This is a genomic window from Rhizobium sp. Nf11,1 (assembly GCF_050587665.1).
Taxonomy (GTDB): domain Bacteria; phylum Pseudomonadota; class Alphaproteobacteria; order Rhizobiales; family Rhizobiaceae; genus Rhizobium.
The window spans coordinates 59,746-73,973 of record NZ_JBOBHU010000021.1; the positions used below are offsets into that span (position 1 = coordinate 59,746).

Sequence of the window (14,228 nt, forward strand, 5' to 3'; positions counted from 1 at the left end):
TTTCGCCCTGGGATGGACGGTCGAACGGGTCGAAGCCATGACGCCGTCCGACATTTTCTATTGGGGCGATCGCTTCCTGAAGTTCAAGGAAAGACGTAAGGGCTGATGCGCGAAGTCGAAGCAAGGCTGAAGATCTCGGCCGTCGATCGCACCGGGCAGGTCTTCAAGTCGGTCGCCGGCAAGATGGACCAGGTCAACCGGCGGGCGGGCGAGTTCAACAAGAACCAGGCGGCGCTGGCGAGGACGCAGGAGCGCATGGCGGCGGTCGGTCGTATAGGCGCCGTCGCCGGCGTCGCTCTCGCCGCCGGCGCCCGCGCGGCCGTGATCGATTTTGCCGCTGTCGAGCGGCAGATGGAGCGGATCGGCATCACCGCCGATGCCAGCGCCGAGCAGACCAAGGCCGCCTTCCAGAACCTGCAGCAGGTGACGAAGCAATTTGCCATCCCGCTCGACGACGGGATCAGCGCGCTCGACACGCTGGTTTCCTCGGGTCTTAGCCTGCAGGAGGCGATGGCCTTCCTGCCTTCGGTGCTCGCCACCGCGCAGGCTTCCGGTGCGGCGACAGAGGACATCGCCAATACGGCGATCAAGGCTTCGTCGGCGCTGAAGATCCAGGCGAGCGACATGCAGCGCGCCTTCGACGTCATGGTCGCCGGCGGCAAGGCGGGCCAGTTCGAACTGAAGGACATGGCGGCCTACATCCCCGAGCTGGCCAATTCCTTCTCCTCGCTCGGCTACAGCGGCCAGGACGGCCTGAAGCAGCTGATCGCGCTTTTGCAGACGCTGCGCGAGGACACCGGCACGGCGGAAGCGGCCGCGACGCAGGCGCAGAACATCTTCGGCAAGATGTATTCGTCTGACACGGCGAAGAAGTTTTCCGATTTCGGCATCGATCTGCGCAAGCAGATGGAGGCGGCCAAAAAGAACGGCGAGGACGCCGTTTCGGCCTTCGTGCGTCTATCGAAGGAAGCGGTGAAGGGCGATCTCAGCAAGCTGCCGCTGCTCTTCACCGACCAGGAATTCCGCCTCGGCATGCAGTCGCTGATGACCAGCGCCGACAGCTACAAGAAGTTCATCGACGCGGTGAACAGTTCGAAGGTCGACGGAACGGTTTTCCGAGACGTCGACCGCGTGCTCGAGGGAACGCAGTCGAAGATCGACCAGCTTTCGAGCGATTGGGAGAAGCTGAAACTTTCCTTCGGCGAGACGATCGCGCCGGCGGCGTCGACCGTCATGCAGAGCATTTCGCGCGGGCTCGATTACGACAATGCCAAGCAGGAAGGCGCGAAGAAGCGCGGCTATTCCTGGCTGCGCCGAAATCTCGGCTTTACCACGGAAGCCGATGCCGACGATCTCGCCTATGAGGGGGGATATCGCAATGAGGAGTGGCTGAAGACCTACCGGCAGAACAGGTATCTGCGCGGTGCGGTCCGACCCTCGACCGGTCGGCAGAGCGCGCCCGTTGTCACGCCGGAATTTCCGGGTGGCGGGAGAAACTTCGGGCCGAAGAATTTGCCCGGCACGGATGCGCCGGTTCCGATGGCGCGCCCGGCTGGCGTTTCGCCGGTCGCCGACATACAGCGGCAGTATCAGGAATATGGGCGTGGTCGCCAGATCGTGGAATCGTTCACCTCGCAGGTTGGAACCGATGTTCTCGGCCCGATGGAGCGCAGGCTGGAAACCGCCGCGAAGTCGGTGGCGGACGGCGGCAAGGAAGGCGCGGATGCGATCACCGGCTCCGCCGACAAAATAAGATCGGCGGGAACCGACGCGGGATCCTCTATCTCGACGGCTGCGGCCAAGCTCGAGGCGGCGGCGCAGGCCTTGGCGAGTGCCTTGTCGAAGGGTGTGTCGCTCGTGCGTTCGTCGACCGCTGCTGCGGTCAACGCCAATACCGGCCGCAGCATGGCCCCGGCGCCTCCGAATGGACCCGCCGGCGGCGGTGGCGGCGGAGGGTTCTGAGATGAGAGACTGGAAAAAAACGCTGCGGCCTGCCAGCTTCAGCGGCGTTTCCTTCTTCGTCGACTACGACGAGCTGACGGCGGGCAAGCGCCTGGCGCTGCATGAGGTGGCAGGCGGACGGCAGACCGTCGTCGAGGAGCTGGGGCTTTCGACGTCGGTCTACGACGTCACGCTCTATCTGCTTGGCGATGCGTCCGATGCTCAGGCCCAGGCGCTGAAGGACGTCATGCTGGCACCCGGTCCCGGCTTCCTTATGCTGCCGATGGACGGCGCGATGATGGCGACGGCGCAGGGCTTTCGGCGCACGCGCGCCAAGGATCGGTTCGGCTATGTCGCTTTCGACGCGACGTTCATTCCGGCCGTCAATGATGGCGGCGCCGTGCTCTCGCTCGGCGATGTCACGGCGACGGTCGCGGCCGGCATTGCTGCGGCGGCCAGCCAGTTCGCACGGTTTTTCTGAGAGGTTTCATGGCAGCGAACAGGCAGACGGTGCTGGCATGGCTGGCGGATCTTGCGGCGACTGTTGTCACCGACGTCGACGATCTCTCTGACGTCACTGCACGGATTGCGGCTGCGCCTGGTCTCGACGCGGCGGCCTTCGCGACCGAAGCGCTGGCGTTGACGCGGATCATCGCCGAGAGCGTGACAGCGCCGGCCGATTTCGATCGAATTTCGGTACCGGCGACGGCGACGGGCGAGACGGCGCAGGCCTTCGCGATTTTGGTTGCGATGGGTTCGGCGATTGCCGGGTGTCGGGCGGAATGGCCTTCGCGGCCGGCGGCACGGCGGGCGCGATCGCAGGTTTCATCCGCCGGCGACGCAGGAGCAGCGGGCGCCAGCACTCTCGGCGGCGATGGCGCCGATCTCTACGCCTGGCTGACGGCAGTGACCGCCATTTCATGCCGGCTGATTTCCGAGATCGCCGCCGATGCGGCGCCGGTCATCCGGATCGAGACCGGCATTTCCCTGCCGTCGACCGTGCTGGCATACCAGCTCTATGGCGATGCGGCACGTGCCGGCGCTTTGGTCGATCTGGCGGGCTCGGCGACGCCGATGGTGATGCCGACGCTGTTCGATGCGCTCGCGTCATAGGCTTGGCCGATGCTGGAACAACTGACGATATCGGGCCTGCCGCCCTACAAATCCATCTCGATCACCTCCTCGGCAGAGGAGGCGGTGCGCAACGCCACGATCGACCTGGTGCCGGCAGGCAGTGGGGTTCCGGTGCGGCCGGGGCAGGCTGTGACGATCAAGGCGGGCGGCGAGCTGCTCCTGACGGGCTATGTCAGAGACGTGCAGCCGAGCCATGACGCGAACGATCGGAAGCTGTCGGTCACTGTTGTCTCGCGGACGGTCGACGCGACGGAATGTTCGGTCGATCACCCGACGGGAGAGGTTCTGAAACAGGACCTCGCGGGCATTGCCAAGACCTTCGATACGCTCGGCGTCGGGGTCGAGAGCGATGGAAGCCTGCCCGTCGAGCCGCGGCACAAACTGCGGACTGGCGAGACGCTGTTCGAGACGATCGAGCGGCGCGCGCGCGGGCGCGGCATCCTGATCTACGACACTCCGAAAGGGAAGCTGAAGCTCGCGACAAAGCCGGAAGGAACCCACTCCGGCGGGCTGATCTGGGGCAAGAACATCGAGCAGGCCTCGTCCTCGATCACCGAATACGGGCGGCATAGCGAAGTGCGCGTGCGCGGCCAATCCACAGACGGCACGGACAAGCAGCAGCTGCGGCCCGAGGCGGTGGCGCGGGATGCGGGGGTTTTGCGCAAGCGGCCGCTGATCATCGCCCATGAAGGCGAGACGACGATCGACCGGATCAAGAAGCGGGCCGACTGGCAGGTGAAGCGCGGCGCCGGCTATGCGGCGACGGCCTCGGTCACGACGATTGGCTGGCGAGACGGCGGCGGCGCGATCTGGCAGCGCAACTGGCTCGTCTATGTCGAGGATCCGTGGATCGGCATCGAGGGCATGATGGTGATCAAGAGCGTGACGCTCACCCAGGACAGCGCCGATGGCGGACAGGGAACGGTGGCGATGCTTTCGCTTGCCGATCCTCGTGCCCTCGGCGGCGAAAACCCGCGCGGCAAGACGGCGGACGCCTATGGTGCGCCCGGGGCAATCACCCCGGAGTACGAGGACCAATGAGCGGGCGGCGGATCGAGCTCGACGGCGAGAATGTCGAGAAAGGCGGGCAGCAGTTCGTTTCCGGGCGCGGCCTGTTCAATGACGGCTATACCAAGATCCACCGGATCGAGCCGCACGGCTTTGCCTCGATGCCGATCAAGGGTGCGAAGGCCTTTCTGTTGCAGCCGAATGGCGATGCAGACCAGGCCTATGTCTTCGGAGGCGAGCATCCGGATCATCGGCCGAATGATCTTCCGGGCGGTGGTACGGCGATCTACGATTCGAGCGGCAACATCGTCAGCCTGGTCGGCACGAGCATCCGGGTCAAATCCGGCGGCGTGCTGATGGTGATCTCGCCGGATGGTGTGGCGATCACCGGCGGCACGGTCACGCATAACGGCAAGGAGATCGGCGACACGCATCGCCACGGCGGCGTCGTTGCCGGCGGCGACATCACCAGCGTACCGGTTTGAGAAATCCGCGCCCGGCGGTTCCGGGCAATACCAAAGGAGAAGTCGCATGAGCGAACACAAGCATCCCACAGTCCGGGCAAAATTCACATGCACCGGCAAGGACGGGAACACGATCTTCCTGCACACGGTCTATTCCGAGGAAATCCAGTCCGAGGATGGCCGGTTCACCAAGGCAACCCCGTGGGGTGAACTGCGGATGACGGTAGATAACCCGAATGCTTCCGTCCAGTTTGAGCCGGGCAAATCCTACTACCTCGACTTCACTCCGGCCGAATAAGCCATCATGCTCAAGATCATTCCAGCCGATGGTGCTGAAGAGCCGTACCGCTCGCCGGATCTCGGCTGGGATGGCCTCTCGGGCGACCTGATACTCAACCCGCTGACGCATCCGAATGCGCCTGGCGATTTCCGGGCAGAGCAGGGGCTTGCGACGCAGGTGCTGATCTGCCTGATGACCGACCGGCGAGTCGAGGCGAGCGAGCTGCCGGCCGGTGTAGAAAACCGAGGGTGGATCGGCGACAGCTTCGACACGGCCGAGGGAGAGACGCCGCTCGGCTCGAAACTCTGGCTGCTGCGCCGCTCGGCGCTTTACGAGGGTATCGAGATCAAGGCGCAGGATTATGCGCGCGAGGCGTTGCAGCCGTTGCTCACCCAGGGCGTTGTTGCCCGCATCGATGTGACGGCGACGGCCAACCGGCCGCTTAAGCGGCTCGATCTCGCCGTCTCGCTCTATGGCCGCGACGGCACCAAGCTTTACGACAACAAATTCGAACTCCTCTGGAGACAGATCGATGGCGTGGCAGATCCGCTCGCTTTCTGAGGCTTCCGCTCGGGTACGCGGCGCGTTCCGGCAGTATCTGCCGGGCACCGATACGGCACTGAAGAATAACTTCGTGACGGTGACGGCCAAGGTGCTGGCAGCGCTCGCGCATGAATTCGAACTGCGCATGGCCTACCTGTCGAAGCAGCTCTTCGCCAGGACGGCTGAAAAGCAGTTTCTCGTCCAGCACGCGGCCGAGTTCGGGATCTACCGGAAGCCGGCTTCGGCAGCGCAAGGCGTCATTATCGGCTCGGGTACGGCCAACGTCACCTATCCCTCGGGCATCCGTTTCGTGTCCGGCTCGATCTCTTATCTCTCAAGCGCGCCGGCCTCGGCCGATCCGCTGGGCGCGCTCAGTCTGAATGTCGTGGCAGAGTCAACTGGCGCAGCGACCAACCGCGACGCTGACGGCACGATGGCGCTGGCCGACCCGGTACTCTGGCCTGACCTTTCCACCGCGTGGCTGGTCGGTTCGGCTGGGATTGGTGGCGGGGCCGATATCGAGAGCGATGACGGCCTGCGAGCGCGCACGCTTTACCGAAAGGCCAACCCGCCGGGCGGCGGCAAGCTCACCGACTATGAGGCGATTGCCCTCGATGTGCCCGGCGTCATCAAGGCGTGGGCCTTCCGCCAGCCTCTGGCGCCGGGCTTCATCGCGGTCTACTTCCTGTTCGACGGCCGGCCGAACCTTATCCCGACTGAGGGCGATGTGCTGATCGTCCAGGCGGCGATCGACGCGAAGCGGCTGATCCGGATCGACGACAGCGTCGCCGTCGCGCCGACGCCGGAGCCGTTGCCTCTGACGATCGATGGACTCTCGAGCGACAGCCAGACGGTGCGCGACGCGATCGCCGCGGCGGTGACCGAGATGCTGGTCGAGCGGTCGCGGCCGGGCATACCAGGCGACACCTTCACCCTGTCGCGCTCGTGGATCTCGGAAGCGATCTCAGGTGTGACGGGCGAGGACCGGCACGTGCTGGCATGGCCGCTCGACGACGTGACCTATACCAACGGGCAATACCCGGTTCTGGGGACGATCACCTATGGCGCGTAGTTCCGCGTTCAACACGATCACCCGGGACCCCGCTGCCGCCTTCGGCACTGTGAGTGTTGCGGCCCCGTTCGACGCGCTGGTGGCCCCCGCAAATGACGACCTCATCTCCTCGGCGCTGACCATGCTGCCGCAGGGCGCAGCGTGGGGAACGCCCGACGGCGAGGCGATGCCGCTCACCCATGTGCTGGCGCGCTTCGTGCGCGTGCTGGTTGACGACTTCGTATGGCTTTATGCGCGCGCTTTCGGGCTGACGCGCGAGGCGATCTCTCAGGGCGCTTCTGAGCTGTTGCCGGAATGGGAGAGTGATTACGGCCTGCCGGAAGCCTGTTTCACCGGCGAGATGACAACGGCGCAGCGCCTCGTTGCCTTGGGGCGGAAGGTGCGCGCCGACGCGGTCAATACGCCCGGCGATTTCATCCGGCTGGCGCTGGACTATGGTTTCGAAATCGAGATCGAAGAGCCGGCCATCTTCCAGTGCGGGTTTTCAGAGGTCGGTGGGTTTCACGCTCTGGGGCCAGCTCTCGAAGAAACCTACTGGATTGTGCGCGTCAAAGATGTTGGCGTGACCTATTTCGAGGCGGGCGCCGGCGAGTGCAGTTACGACCCGCTGTTTTCATTCGGCGCGGCCGAACAAATCCTCTGCTTGTTGCGCAAAATGGCGCCGGCATGGACGCTGCCGATCCTGGCGCCCTGGATCTATCTCGACACGCTCGTGACCGAGGATGGAACACCGATTATCGACGAATACGGCAACGAGCTGCTCGTCACCCTCAACAACTGAAACATCGAGGACAAGATGAAGTACAACGCTCCCTATGGCAGCGCAGATCCGAACGCGCCCTATATTGACCGCAACACGCCCGGGGGGCAATCCGGCTCGCGTGTTCCGGCGGCTGCGGTGGAACATCCGCAGCGCGAGATCATGGCCGTCATCACTGCGGCGGGCATCTCGGGATCAGAGGCCGATCTCACGCAACTGCTACAGGCGATCCAGCAGCTGATTTCGGCTGCGACGGGCGGAGGTGATACGAGCAATTTCGTGCTGATGCCGGCGGCCCGTGCCCGGCTCCCAATCTTTCCCGAGGTCCTGACTTCCGATGGACGGATACCCGTCACGTCACCGTCGACAGGTCAGGTGCGCGTACCGGCCGGCTACGACTTTCTCCATCGCGGCATATTCGCAGTGACGACCGTGCAGGCCGACTTCGCAACCGCGGCCAATAAGACCTATCACCTTCGCTGGTCGTCTGTGGCGGGTTTCGCACTCAAGGACCTTGCTGATGTCACTTACAATCCAACCGCTGCGGCCGAGACGGGCAGCGCGTTCGACAGCGCCTATGATGACATGCTTGTGGCGCGCATCGTCACAAATTCGTCGAACGTCGCGACGATCACCAACCTCGCCAACAAGGACCGCTTGGCGCTCAATGACCTGATGACGCCTAGCGCGCTGGCCGGGAGCGGCGGCCAGGGGGCGCGGTGCACGGAAACCCTTACATACAATTGGGCGCGGACGCCTCTCCAGAAGGCGTTTACCCGAACCTATCTCGCAACCAACGAGTCGCTGACCGATCGGGACGAGCTTCTCTACTCGTCTTATCCGGACACGATCCTCGATCAGATCCCGGCCACCCGCTACGGCAGCACGTTCATCTACATGGTGGACGGAATGAATGACCTGACGAAGCTCCAGGCTTCGTTCTCGGCATAAGAGGTCACTGATGGGTATCACAATCGAAGATCTCAACGCGGCTGTCGCCGCTGACTTGGCCCATGCCATCCCAGCGACGAAGGACGACGAGACCGTGAAACTGACGGTTGCTCAGATCGTTGACCTGATGGTCGACGAGGCACTCGGCGGCGATGATGCTTTCGCAGCGACCATGGCTGACGCTCTTCTGGCCTTGTCGACATCAAAGGCCGACGCCGTGCAGGCGACCGTCGATGTCGCCAGTGCGGCAACGACGAACCTTGCTGGCGCGGCATCCTGGAATGTTCGGATCACTGGCACGACCGGGCCGATCACCTCGTTCGGTACGGCTCCAGAGGGAACCCTGCGGTTTGTCCGTATACAGGGAATCGTCCAGATCAACCACGGCACGGCGATCGTGCTGCCTGGGGCCGCGAACATCACGAGCGCGGCGAACGACTGCTTTATTGCAAAGTCGCTAGGCTCTGGCAATTGGATCGTTCTGGTTTACCAGAAGGCCACCCCTGTGAAGGGTTTGATCCAAACTCAAGCGCAATACACTGGGGCGGTGGCCACCGGCAGCACGGTCATCCCTGATGATGACACGATCCCTCAAAACACCGAGGGCGATCAGTACCTAACCGTGACCATCACCCCCACCAACGCGGCGAGCATTTTGGAAATCGATGCGCAGTTCATTTCGTCACTCTCGACCGGTGCCGTCAGAAGCATGGCTCTGTTTCAAAACGGGGTAGCGAATGCGCTGGAGGCTGTGCAGATCACACCGGGGTCGGCAGGCCTCTATGCGCAAGCAAACCTGGCCCATCGAATGGTTGCTGGAACGACATCCCCAATCACGTTTACGATCCGAGCAGGCCCGGCATCGGCCGCAACCCTGACTATGAATGGGGGTGGCGGAGCGCGCAAGTTCGGAGGGGTCATGAACTCCTATATCCAGGTAAAGGAATATACGCCATGAGCCTTGGGATGGCCCTTGGGTGGAAGTTCAACAACGCGCCGGGCATCCTGACAGTTGACGGCGTCCTTACAGGTTGGCCCGAAGCGCTCGGCGATATACCCACCGAGGAAGAGCAGGAAGAGATCCTCGCGGAATATGAGGCTTTCCTGTCTGCGCCCACGATTGCCGATTACCAGACTGCGATCCAAGAGATGGTCGACGAAACGGCCCGCGGAAAACAGTTCAACGACGGCGTCACTCTCGCCTCCTATGCCAACTCGACCAACCCCGAATGGGCTGGGCAGGCTTTGGCCTTCATCGCTTGGAGAGATCAGGTTTGGCTCTACGCCTATGCTGAACTGGAAAAGGTTCAGAGCGGAGAGCGAGAGCAGCCTACGGTCGAGCAGATCATCGCCGAGTTACCTTTGATCGCATGGAGCTAAATAAGTGAGTCAATCGCAAGGCGCGGTTGACTACATGCCCAACCTACGTCAATGCAACCTTATGAGGAAAATCATAGCCATGGCCGCTGCGCTTCTCATCACATCAATCGACAGCAGCATTGCCGCCGTATCCCCGCCGGTTATCGTTAAGACGGATCAGTTCGCGCCTCTTTTGATGAAGACCGGTGCCGGAACAGTGTCCGTCAAAGCCGGCATCAGCTTCTCTGTAAATGGGGCTGTCGTCTCGACGATGGTCGATACACCTGTTTCGATGCCTGCGCTGGTCGCGGGCACGGACTATCGCGTCGTCATCAAGGCTGACGGAACGTTTGAGGCCATCGACTACAGCACGGCAATTCCGACCGGCGGCGCTGTCATCGGTGGCTTCCACTATCTGCCTGGCGGATATGCCTCCGGTTATGATCAGGGCGGGAACACGACGCCGACGATCCTCGAATGGTCATTCTGGGACAACAACTATCGGCCGGCTTGCCCCGACCCGCGTGGTATGACGAAGATCGGCAAGAGCAACGTTTGGGTCGATATCTATTTTGCCGGAAACAGCTACGCCGCGGACGGTGTCAGCCGCAACAACGACACGATCCTTACCGGGACAAACCCTTCAGTGATCCCCGCCGACTATGGTGGCAACGGCACTACGAAGTACACAACGATGAATTGGTGGGAGGCGAACGAGATCGTCGGCCAGTGGGGCAAGCGCTTGCCCAGTTACGCCGAAATGACGCTGGCTGCCTTCGGCACCAACGAACAGGCGGGCCGCGGAGCTCATCCCGTCAAGACCGGATTGAATACCGCGAACAACCCCGCCGGATCGTCTTCCGATGCGAACTTCACCAGCAAGTGGGGCTTGATCCAGTCGACCGGCGTCCTGTGGATATGGACAGGCACGCTTTCCGACTGGGAGGGAACGCCGACGGCCAACGCGCATGGGTGGGAAGCCTATGACGTCACCGGCAACCGCGGCAAGGCGATCCTTCAGAACAGCGCCGACCTGACATCGCTGCTCTTCGGCGCCAGCAATGTCTACAAGCTGACCACCAGCCCGACAGGGGTCGCGGCGGTCGCGGGATCTCGCGCTGTCGAGACCATCGAGAAGCTGTGGGACAACAGCGAAAACATCGCCATTCGTGGCGCCTGCGACCACATGTGGCGCTAGCGGCCTGAGAGCCGTTTCTTCCTTCTTCCTTGAAAATCTGGAGCGTCCTATGGACCGCAAGCATTTCTCCGATGCTGTGCGAGCGTCGATCTTTGGCGGCTCGCTTTCGGCAATTCAGGTGCAGGGCATGGAGGCGTTGCTTGACGAGGCCGGCAAGTCGTTTATCGACCAGCGCAAATGTACGATCCCAAGGGACAGCGGCCGGCGGCGGCCGCGAGGCTCGGCAACAACCAGAGTGGCGACGGCGTGAAGTATGCCGGGCGTGGTCTCGTTCAGTTGTCTAGGCAAGATCAAACGTCCGAGACAATTAGCGCCGTTCATGTGGCAAGCAAAGCAGGATTTTGCATAGCGGCACGGCCGCAAAAACAGGATCATCCATGGAAATCGGATTTAGCGTCTCCTCCGGAGCGGGCGCCAACGGCGTGCCCGGGGTCATGACCATGCTCAAGCCTTTGACGCTGAGCGCCTTCCCGTTCGACACGAACGACGGGCCTGGTGTGATCATCGGCACAATTGGAAACCGCAGCGACAGGTCAACTCTTGCCGTCGTGCCGAATGACGGCAGGTTTCTGATCGATGGTGACAACATCGTCGTCGGGCCATCGGCTTCCTCAGCGGGCGAAATCACGATTTTCGTGCGCGAGACGCTGCCTGAGGCGATCAATAGCCCGCGAGAAACACGTTTTACCCTGGTGAAAGAAGACGTGGCGCCGGCCGTTGATCCGGACCGCTACATGTTCTTCGCAACGCGCGCTCGCATGCCCTCGGGCGCCATCGTGACGGCCGCGGCCGGGACGAACTACTTCTGCTCGAAGATCGTCATCAGCTCGCCGCAATACGTCACCCGATCGTTCAAGTTCCATTTTCCGGGCTTCGCCTCGACGGAAGGCGGCAACTCACCGCAGGAGACGGTCGTTACCGGTACCGTCGGCACCCCGGGGAATTCCGTCATCGTCGACGCCATGTATGCCCGAATTGCCGGCGTCTTCTACCAGTGTAAATTCGGCGGGAACAATGGCGTGACCGTCGCGGACCAGACGAACGGGCAATGGACAGACGAGTTGATCACCGCGAAAGTCGCGGCCGAAAGCGACATCGAGCTTTGGACGTTCTATCACGCCGCCGTCGGCGAAAAGATATGGCCGATCTACCGCGTTCAAAAGCATCGCGGCGAAAGGATCTGGGGTGCGAACGACAATGCCTCGCTCCTGGGCTTCATGGCCGATCCTCTGGCGGACAGCACGCCGGCGCTCGATACCGGTTACGGCACGCAGGCGCAGCCGCAATATTACGGACCTGACGGCTTCATGCTCGCCAAGGGCGATTGGGACGGTCGGCCTGTCGTGCTTGGCTTCGTCGACAGCATCGGCGAAGCGCGGCAGGAGTTCAGCGCCGCAGCCGACGCGCGTGGCAATCTCGGCTGGACGCGCCGCTGGCTCGACAAAGACGGCGGGATCGGCCGCATTCCTCATTGCTTTCTCGGTATGCCAGGCGCCGGCTCTGTTCGCGAATATACCGGAAGCGGTTCCTCGATCGCGACCAGGCGCAGGGACATCATCCGCGAGATCATCGCCTTTAATGGCAACAAGTGGCCTTTTACGGTCGTTGCAAACCAGATGGGGCAGAACGACACATCGACGGTATATTCGACGTGGTTCAACACGAACTATCGCAGCCTGGTGACGCGCATCCGCGCCGAATATCCCGGCGTGAAGATAGTGGCATTCCCGCCGCTCGGCCGCACCGAAACGCAGAAAACCTTGACGTCGGTTACGTCGGTGGGCACCGTCGCAACGGCAACACTGGCATCTACGGCTGGGTTGCGATCTGGGCAGACGCTCACAATTTCCGGGGCGACGCCGACCGCTTACAACGGCAACGTCGTAATCACCGTGGTTGACGCCACGACGTTCACCTACAATTTCGCTGGCGGCACGTCGCCGGCAACCGGGACCATTCGCGCCAACGATCTCGGCCTGGACGCTTCGTTTACAAACTATGCCGCCAATAACACATGGCCGGCAGACGCGACGGACGCTTCCGGGAAGTGGCGGCTCCGCAATGATATTCTCGCCAAGACGTCGTCTTGCTGCGACGAGGCGATCGACACTTACGCCGCGTTCGCGTCCGCGAACAAGGGTGGCGCATGGCCGGGCATGCTGGAGTTGCCCAGCACGACATTGACCACCCAAGCCGGGACCGACGGTGTGGCAACCTACAATCAAATCACGGTCGCCGACGCCAGCATCTTCAGGCCGGAGCAGCAGATAAACATCTACTCCGGGCCTGACGGCATTGCCCGGCTCAGCACGCAGACAATTGCCAGCATCGCGGGCAATGTCATCACATATCAGGGGTCTAGCGCCGTGGTGCTGCCTGTCGGATCGGTTGTGAGGCCATCGGCTGCGCTTCAAGAGTCCTCGACGCCGATATCACTTGTCCATCCGTACCCGATCATGATCGACCGCATCGTCAACGGCATTGCTCAGTCTGAAAAGACGAAGCTGATCGCGGCGTAAAGCCTTTTATCCTTACATCGGAGACCACCATGAGCCGTATTACCGCTCAGCAGATTCGCGCGGCCGCGAAAGGCCCTGTGAACGAGAGCAACATGAAGTCCGTCCTCGTTTCCCTCGATCGCTACGGCGACGATTTCGGGATGAACCGGCTGCATCGCCTGGTGCAGTATCTGGCGCAGCTGATGCACGAAAGCGGCGACTTTCGCTACGATCGCGAGATCTGGGGACCGACGCCGGCGCAGAAGCGTTATGATACCCGCACGGATCTCGGCAACACGCCTGCGGTCGACGGCGACGGCAAGAAGTATGCCGGCCGCGGGCCGATCCAGCTCACCGGCGCTGATAACGTCAAGGCGTTTCACGACTGGTGCGACGATCGCGGGCTGAACCCGCCCAATTTCGTCGCCAATCCCGATCTCATCAATACCGACCCCTGGGAAGGACTTTCGGCGCTTTACTATTGGGACACTCACAATCTGAACCGCTGGGCCGACCAGGGCGACATCGAGACGATCACCAAGAGGATCAACGGCGGCATGAACGGCTTTGCCGATCGCGTCGACCATCTGGCGCGGCTCTCCCTCGTCGTACTCGGCTATGCGCCCGATGCAATCAGGCAGTTCCAGTCAGCGAGCGGCCTGAGCGCCGACGGCGATATCGGCCCGAAGACGCGCGCGGCCTTGCACAAGGCGCTGCTGGCGGCCGACGGCGTGCCGATGGCGGCGGCCGGCATCATGGCCGCGCCTGTCGTCGAGGAGAAGGCTGTGGTGCCGCAGGCTGTCGAGGGCGTGGTGAAAAAGAAATTCAGCCTGCTCGGCTGGGTTGGGAGCGCCTTCGGCGGCGGTGGCGGTCTCGGTCTGGCGGCGCTGACCGGCTTCGACTGGCGGGCGCTGCTGGTGATCATCGTGGCGGGGCTCGCGGTGGCGATCGGCGGGCTGGTGCTGCGCCACTACATCATCGCGGCGATCAAGGATATCCGCTCGGCGGTGGAGAGCTGAG

At 62.6% G+C, this 14,228-nt stretch carries 16 protein-coding genes; all 16 read left to right on the forward strand.

The features are described 5' to 3' along the window. Positions 1-105: 105 nt before the first annotated feature. The 16 genes from ACQ7C1_RS25060 (at position 106) to ACQ7C1_RS25135 (ending at position 14,227) form a co-directional block, all read left to right on the forward strand. On the forward strand, positions 106-1,962 hold the full coding sequence (locus ACQ7C1_RS25060) for a phage tail tape measure protein (RefSeq protein ID WP_430960217.1): 1,857 nt from the start codon (positions 106-108) through the stop codon (positions 1,960-1,962). Between the two features lies 1 nt (position 1,963). Next, positions 1,964-2,422, forward strand: a complete 459-nt coding sequence (locus ACQ7C1_RS25065) for a DNA circularization N-terminal domain-containing protein (protein WP_430960218.1) — start codon at positions 1,964-1,966, stop codon at positions 2,420-2,422. A gap of 8 nt (positions 2,423-2,430) precedes the next feature. Next, complete coding sequence (locus ACQ7C1_RS25070; RefSeq protein WP_430960219.1) at positions 2,431-3,054, forward strand: hypothetical protein; 624 nt, start codon at positions 2,431-2,433, stop codon at positions 3,052-3,054. A gap of 9 nt (positions 3,055-3,063) precedes the next feature. Further along, a complete protein-coding gene (locus ACQ7C1_RS25075) occupies positions 3,064-4,116 on the forward strand; it encodes a phage baseplate assembly protein (RefSeq protein WP_430960220.1) in 1,053 nt (350 codons plus the stop codon). Continuing rightward, on the forward strand, positions 4,113-4,568 hold the full coding sequence (locus ACQ7C1_RS25080; RefSeq protein ID WP_430960221.1) for a phage baseplate assembly protein domain-containing protein: 456 nt from the start codon (positions 4,113-4,115) through the stop codon (positions 4,566-4,568). The genes ACQ7C1_RS25075 and ACQ7C1_RS25080 overlap by 4 nt, the downstream gene beginning before the upstream one ends. A 46-nt stretch (positions 4,569-4,614) precedes the next feature. Continuing rightward, positions 4,615-4,845: a hypothetical protein gene (locus ACQ7C1_RS25085; RefSeq protein ID WP_430960222.1), complete on the forward strand. Its 231-nt coding sequence runs from the start codon at positions 4,615-4,617 to the stop codon at positions 4,843-4,845. Between the two features lie 6 nt (positions 4,846-4,851). Next, complete coding sequence (locus tag ACQ7C1_RS25090) at positions 4,852-5,388, forward strand: phage GP46 family protein (protein WP_430960223.1); 537 nt, start codon at positions 4,852-4,854, stop codon at positions 5,386-5,388. After that, the gene (locus tag ACQ7C1_RS25095; protein WP_430960224.1) at positions 5,360-6,442 is read left to right on the forward strand and encodes a baseplate J/gp47 family protein; all 1,083 of its coding nucleotides are present in this window, start codon (positions 5,360-5,362) and stop codon (positions 6,440-6,442) included. Before ACQ7C1_RS25090 ends, ACQ7C1_RS25095 begins: the two co-directional genes overlap by 29 nt. 121 nt (positions 6,443-6,563) lie before the next feature. Next, positions 6,564-7,223 (forward strand): hypothetical protein, encoded by a 660-nt coding sequence (locus ACQ7C1_RS25100; RefSeq protein ID WP_430960225.1) that lies wholly within the window; start codon positions 6,564-6,566, stop codon positions 7,221-7,223. 15 nt (positions 7,224-7,238) lie between these two features. Beyond that, positions 7,239-8,153 (forward strand): hypothetical protein, encoded by a 915-nt coding sequence (locus tag ACQ7C1_RS25105; RefSeq protein ID WP_430960226.1) that lies wholly within the window; start codon positions 7,239-7,241, stop codon positions 8,151-8,153. A 10-nt stretch (positions 8,154-8,163) separates the two neighbouring features. Then, the gene (locus ACQ7C1_RS25110) at positions 8,164-9,111 is read left to right on the forward strand and encodes a hypothetical protein (protein WP_430960227.1); all 948 of its coding nucleotides are present in this window, start codon (positions 8,164-8,166) and stop codon (positions 9,109-9,111) included. After that, on the forward strand, positions 9,108-9,533 hold the full coding sequence (locus ACQ7C1_RS25115; protein WP_430960228.1) for a hypothetical protein: 426 nt from the start codon (positions 9,108-9,110) through the stop codon (positions 9,531-9,533). Before ACQ7C1_RS25110 ends, ACQ7C1_RS25115 begins: the two co-directional genes overlap by 4 nt. Positions 9,534-9,612: 79 nt before the next feature. Then, positions 9,613-10,710 (forward strand): hypothetical protein, encoded by a 1,098-nt coding sequence (locus ACQ7C1_RS25120; protein WP_430960229.1) that lies wholly within the window; start codon positions 9,613-9,615, stop codon positions 10,708-10,710. 49 nt (positions 10,711-10,759) lie between these two features. Next, complete coding sequence (locus tag ACQ7C1_RS25125) at positions 10,760-10,960, forward strand: hypothetical protein (protein ID WP_430960230.1); 201 nt, start codon at positions 10,760-10,762, stop codon at positions 10,958-10,960. 127 nt (positions 10,961-11,087) lie between these two features. Further along, positions 11,088-13,229, forward strand: a complete 2,142-nt coding sequence (locus tag ACQ7C1_RS25130) for a hypothetical protein (RefSeq protein WP_430960231.1) — start codon at positions 11,088-11,090, stop codon at positions 13,227-13,229. A gap of 29 nt (positions 13,230-13,258) precedes the next feature. Next, a complete protein-coding gene (locus tag ACQ7C1_RS25135) occupies positions 13,259-14,227 on the forward strand; it encodes a peptidoglycan-binding protein (protein WP_430960232.1) in 969 nt (322 codons plus the stop codon). The last annotated feature ends 1 nt before the right edge of the window (position 14,228 follow it).

Bases quoted from the DNA above. Each gene is read 5' to 3' on its own strand.
- ACQ7C1_RS25105 (WP_430960226.1), top strand. From the start codon at position 7,239: ATGAAGTACAACGCTCCCTATGGCAGCGCAGATCCGAACGCGCCCTAT.
- ACQ7C1_RS25095 (WP_430960224.1), top strand. From the start codon at position 5,360: ATGGCGTGGCAGATCCGCTCGCTTTCTGAGGCTTCCGCTCGGGTACGC.
- ACQ7C1_RS25090 (WP_430960223.1), top strand. From the start codon at position 4,852: ATGCTCAAGATCATTCCAGCCGATGGTGCTGAAGAGCCGTACCGCTCG.
- ACQ7C1_RS25115 (WP_430960228.1), top strand. From the start codon at position 9,108: ATGAGCCTTGGGATGGCCCTTGGGTGGAAGTTCAACAACGCGCCGGGC.
- ACQ7C1_RS25130 (WP_430960231.1), top strand. From the start codon at position 11,088: ATGGAAATCGGATTTAGCGTCTCCTCCGGAGCGGGCGCCAACGGCGTG.
- ACQ7C1_RS25110 (WP_430960227.1), top strand. From the start codon at position 8,164: ATGGGTATCACAATCGAAGATCTCAACGCGGCTGTCGCCGCTGACTTG.
- ACQ7C1_RS25060 (WP_430960217.1), top strand. From the start codon at position 106: ATGCGCGAAGTCGAAGCAAGGCTGAAGATCTCGGCCGTCGATCGCACC.
- ACQ7C1_RS25065 (WP_430960218.1), top strand. From the start codon at position 1,964: ATGAGAGACTGGAAAAAAACGCTGCGGCCTGCCAGCTTCAGCGGCGTT.
- ACQ7C1_RS25085 (WP_430960222.1), top strand. From the start codon at position 4,615: ATGAGCGAACACAAGCATCCCACAGTCCGGGCAAAATTCACATGCACC.
- ACQ7C1_RS25100 (WP_430960225.1), top strand. From the start codon at position 6,564: ATGCTGCCGCAGGGCGCAGCGTGGGGAACGCCCGACGGCGAGGCGATG.
- ACQ7C1_RS25075 (WP_430960220.1), top strand. From the start codon at position 3,064: ATGCTGGAACAACTGACGATATCGGGCCTGCCGCCCTACAAATCCATC.
- ACQ7C1_RS25080 (WP_430960221.1), top strand. From the start codon at position 4,113: ATGAGCGGGCGGCGGATCGAGCTCGACGGCGAGAATGTCGAGAAAGGC.
- ACQ7C1_RS25135 (WP_430960232.1), top strand. From the start codon at position 13,259: ATGAGCCGTATTACCGCTCAGCAGATTCGCGCGGCCGCGAAAGGCCCT.
- ACQ7C1_RS25120 (WP_430960229.1), top strand. From the start codon at position 9,613: ATGGCCGCTGCGCTTCTCATCACATCAATCGACAGCAGCATTGCCGCC.
- ACQ7C1_RS25070 (WP_430960219.1), top strand. From the start codon at position 2,431: ATGGCAGCGAACAGGCAGACGGTGCTGGCATGGCTGGCGGATCTTGCG.
- ACQ7C1_RS25125 (WP_430960230.1), top strand. From the start codon at position 10,760: ATGGACCGCAAGCATTTCTCCGATGCTGTGCGAGCGTCGATCTTTGGC.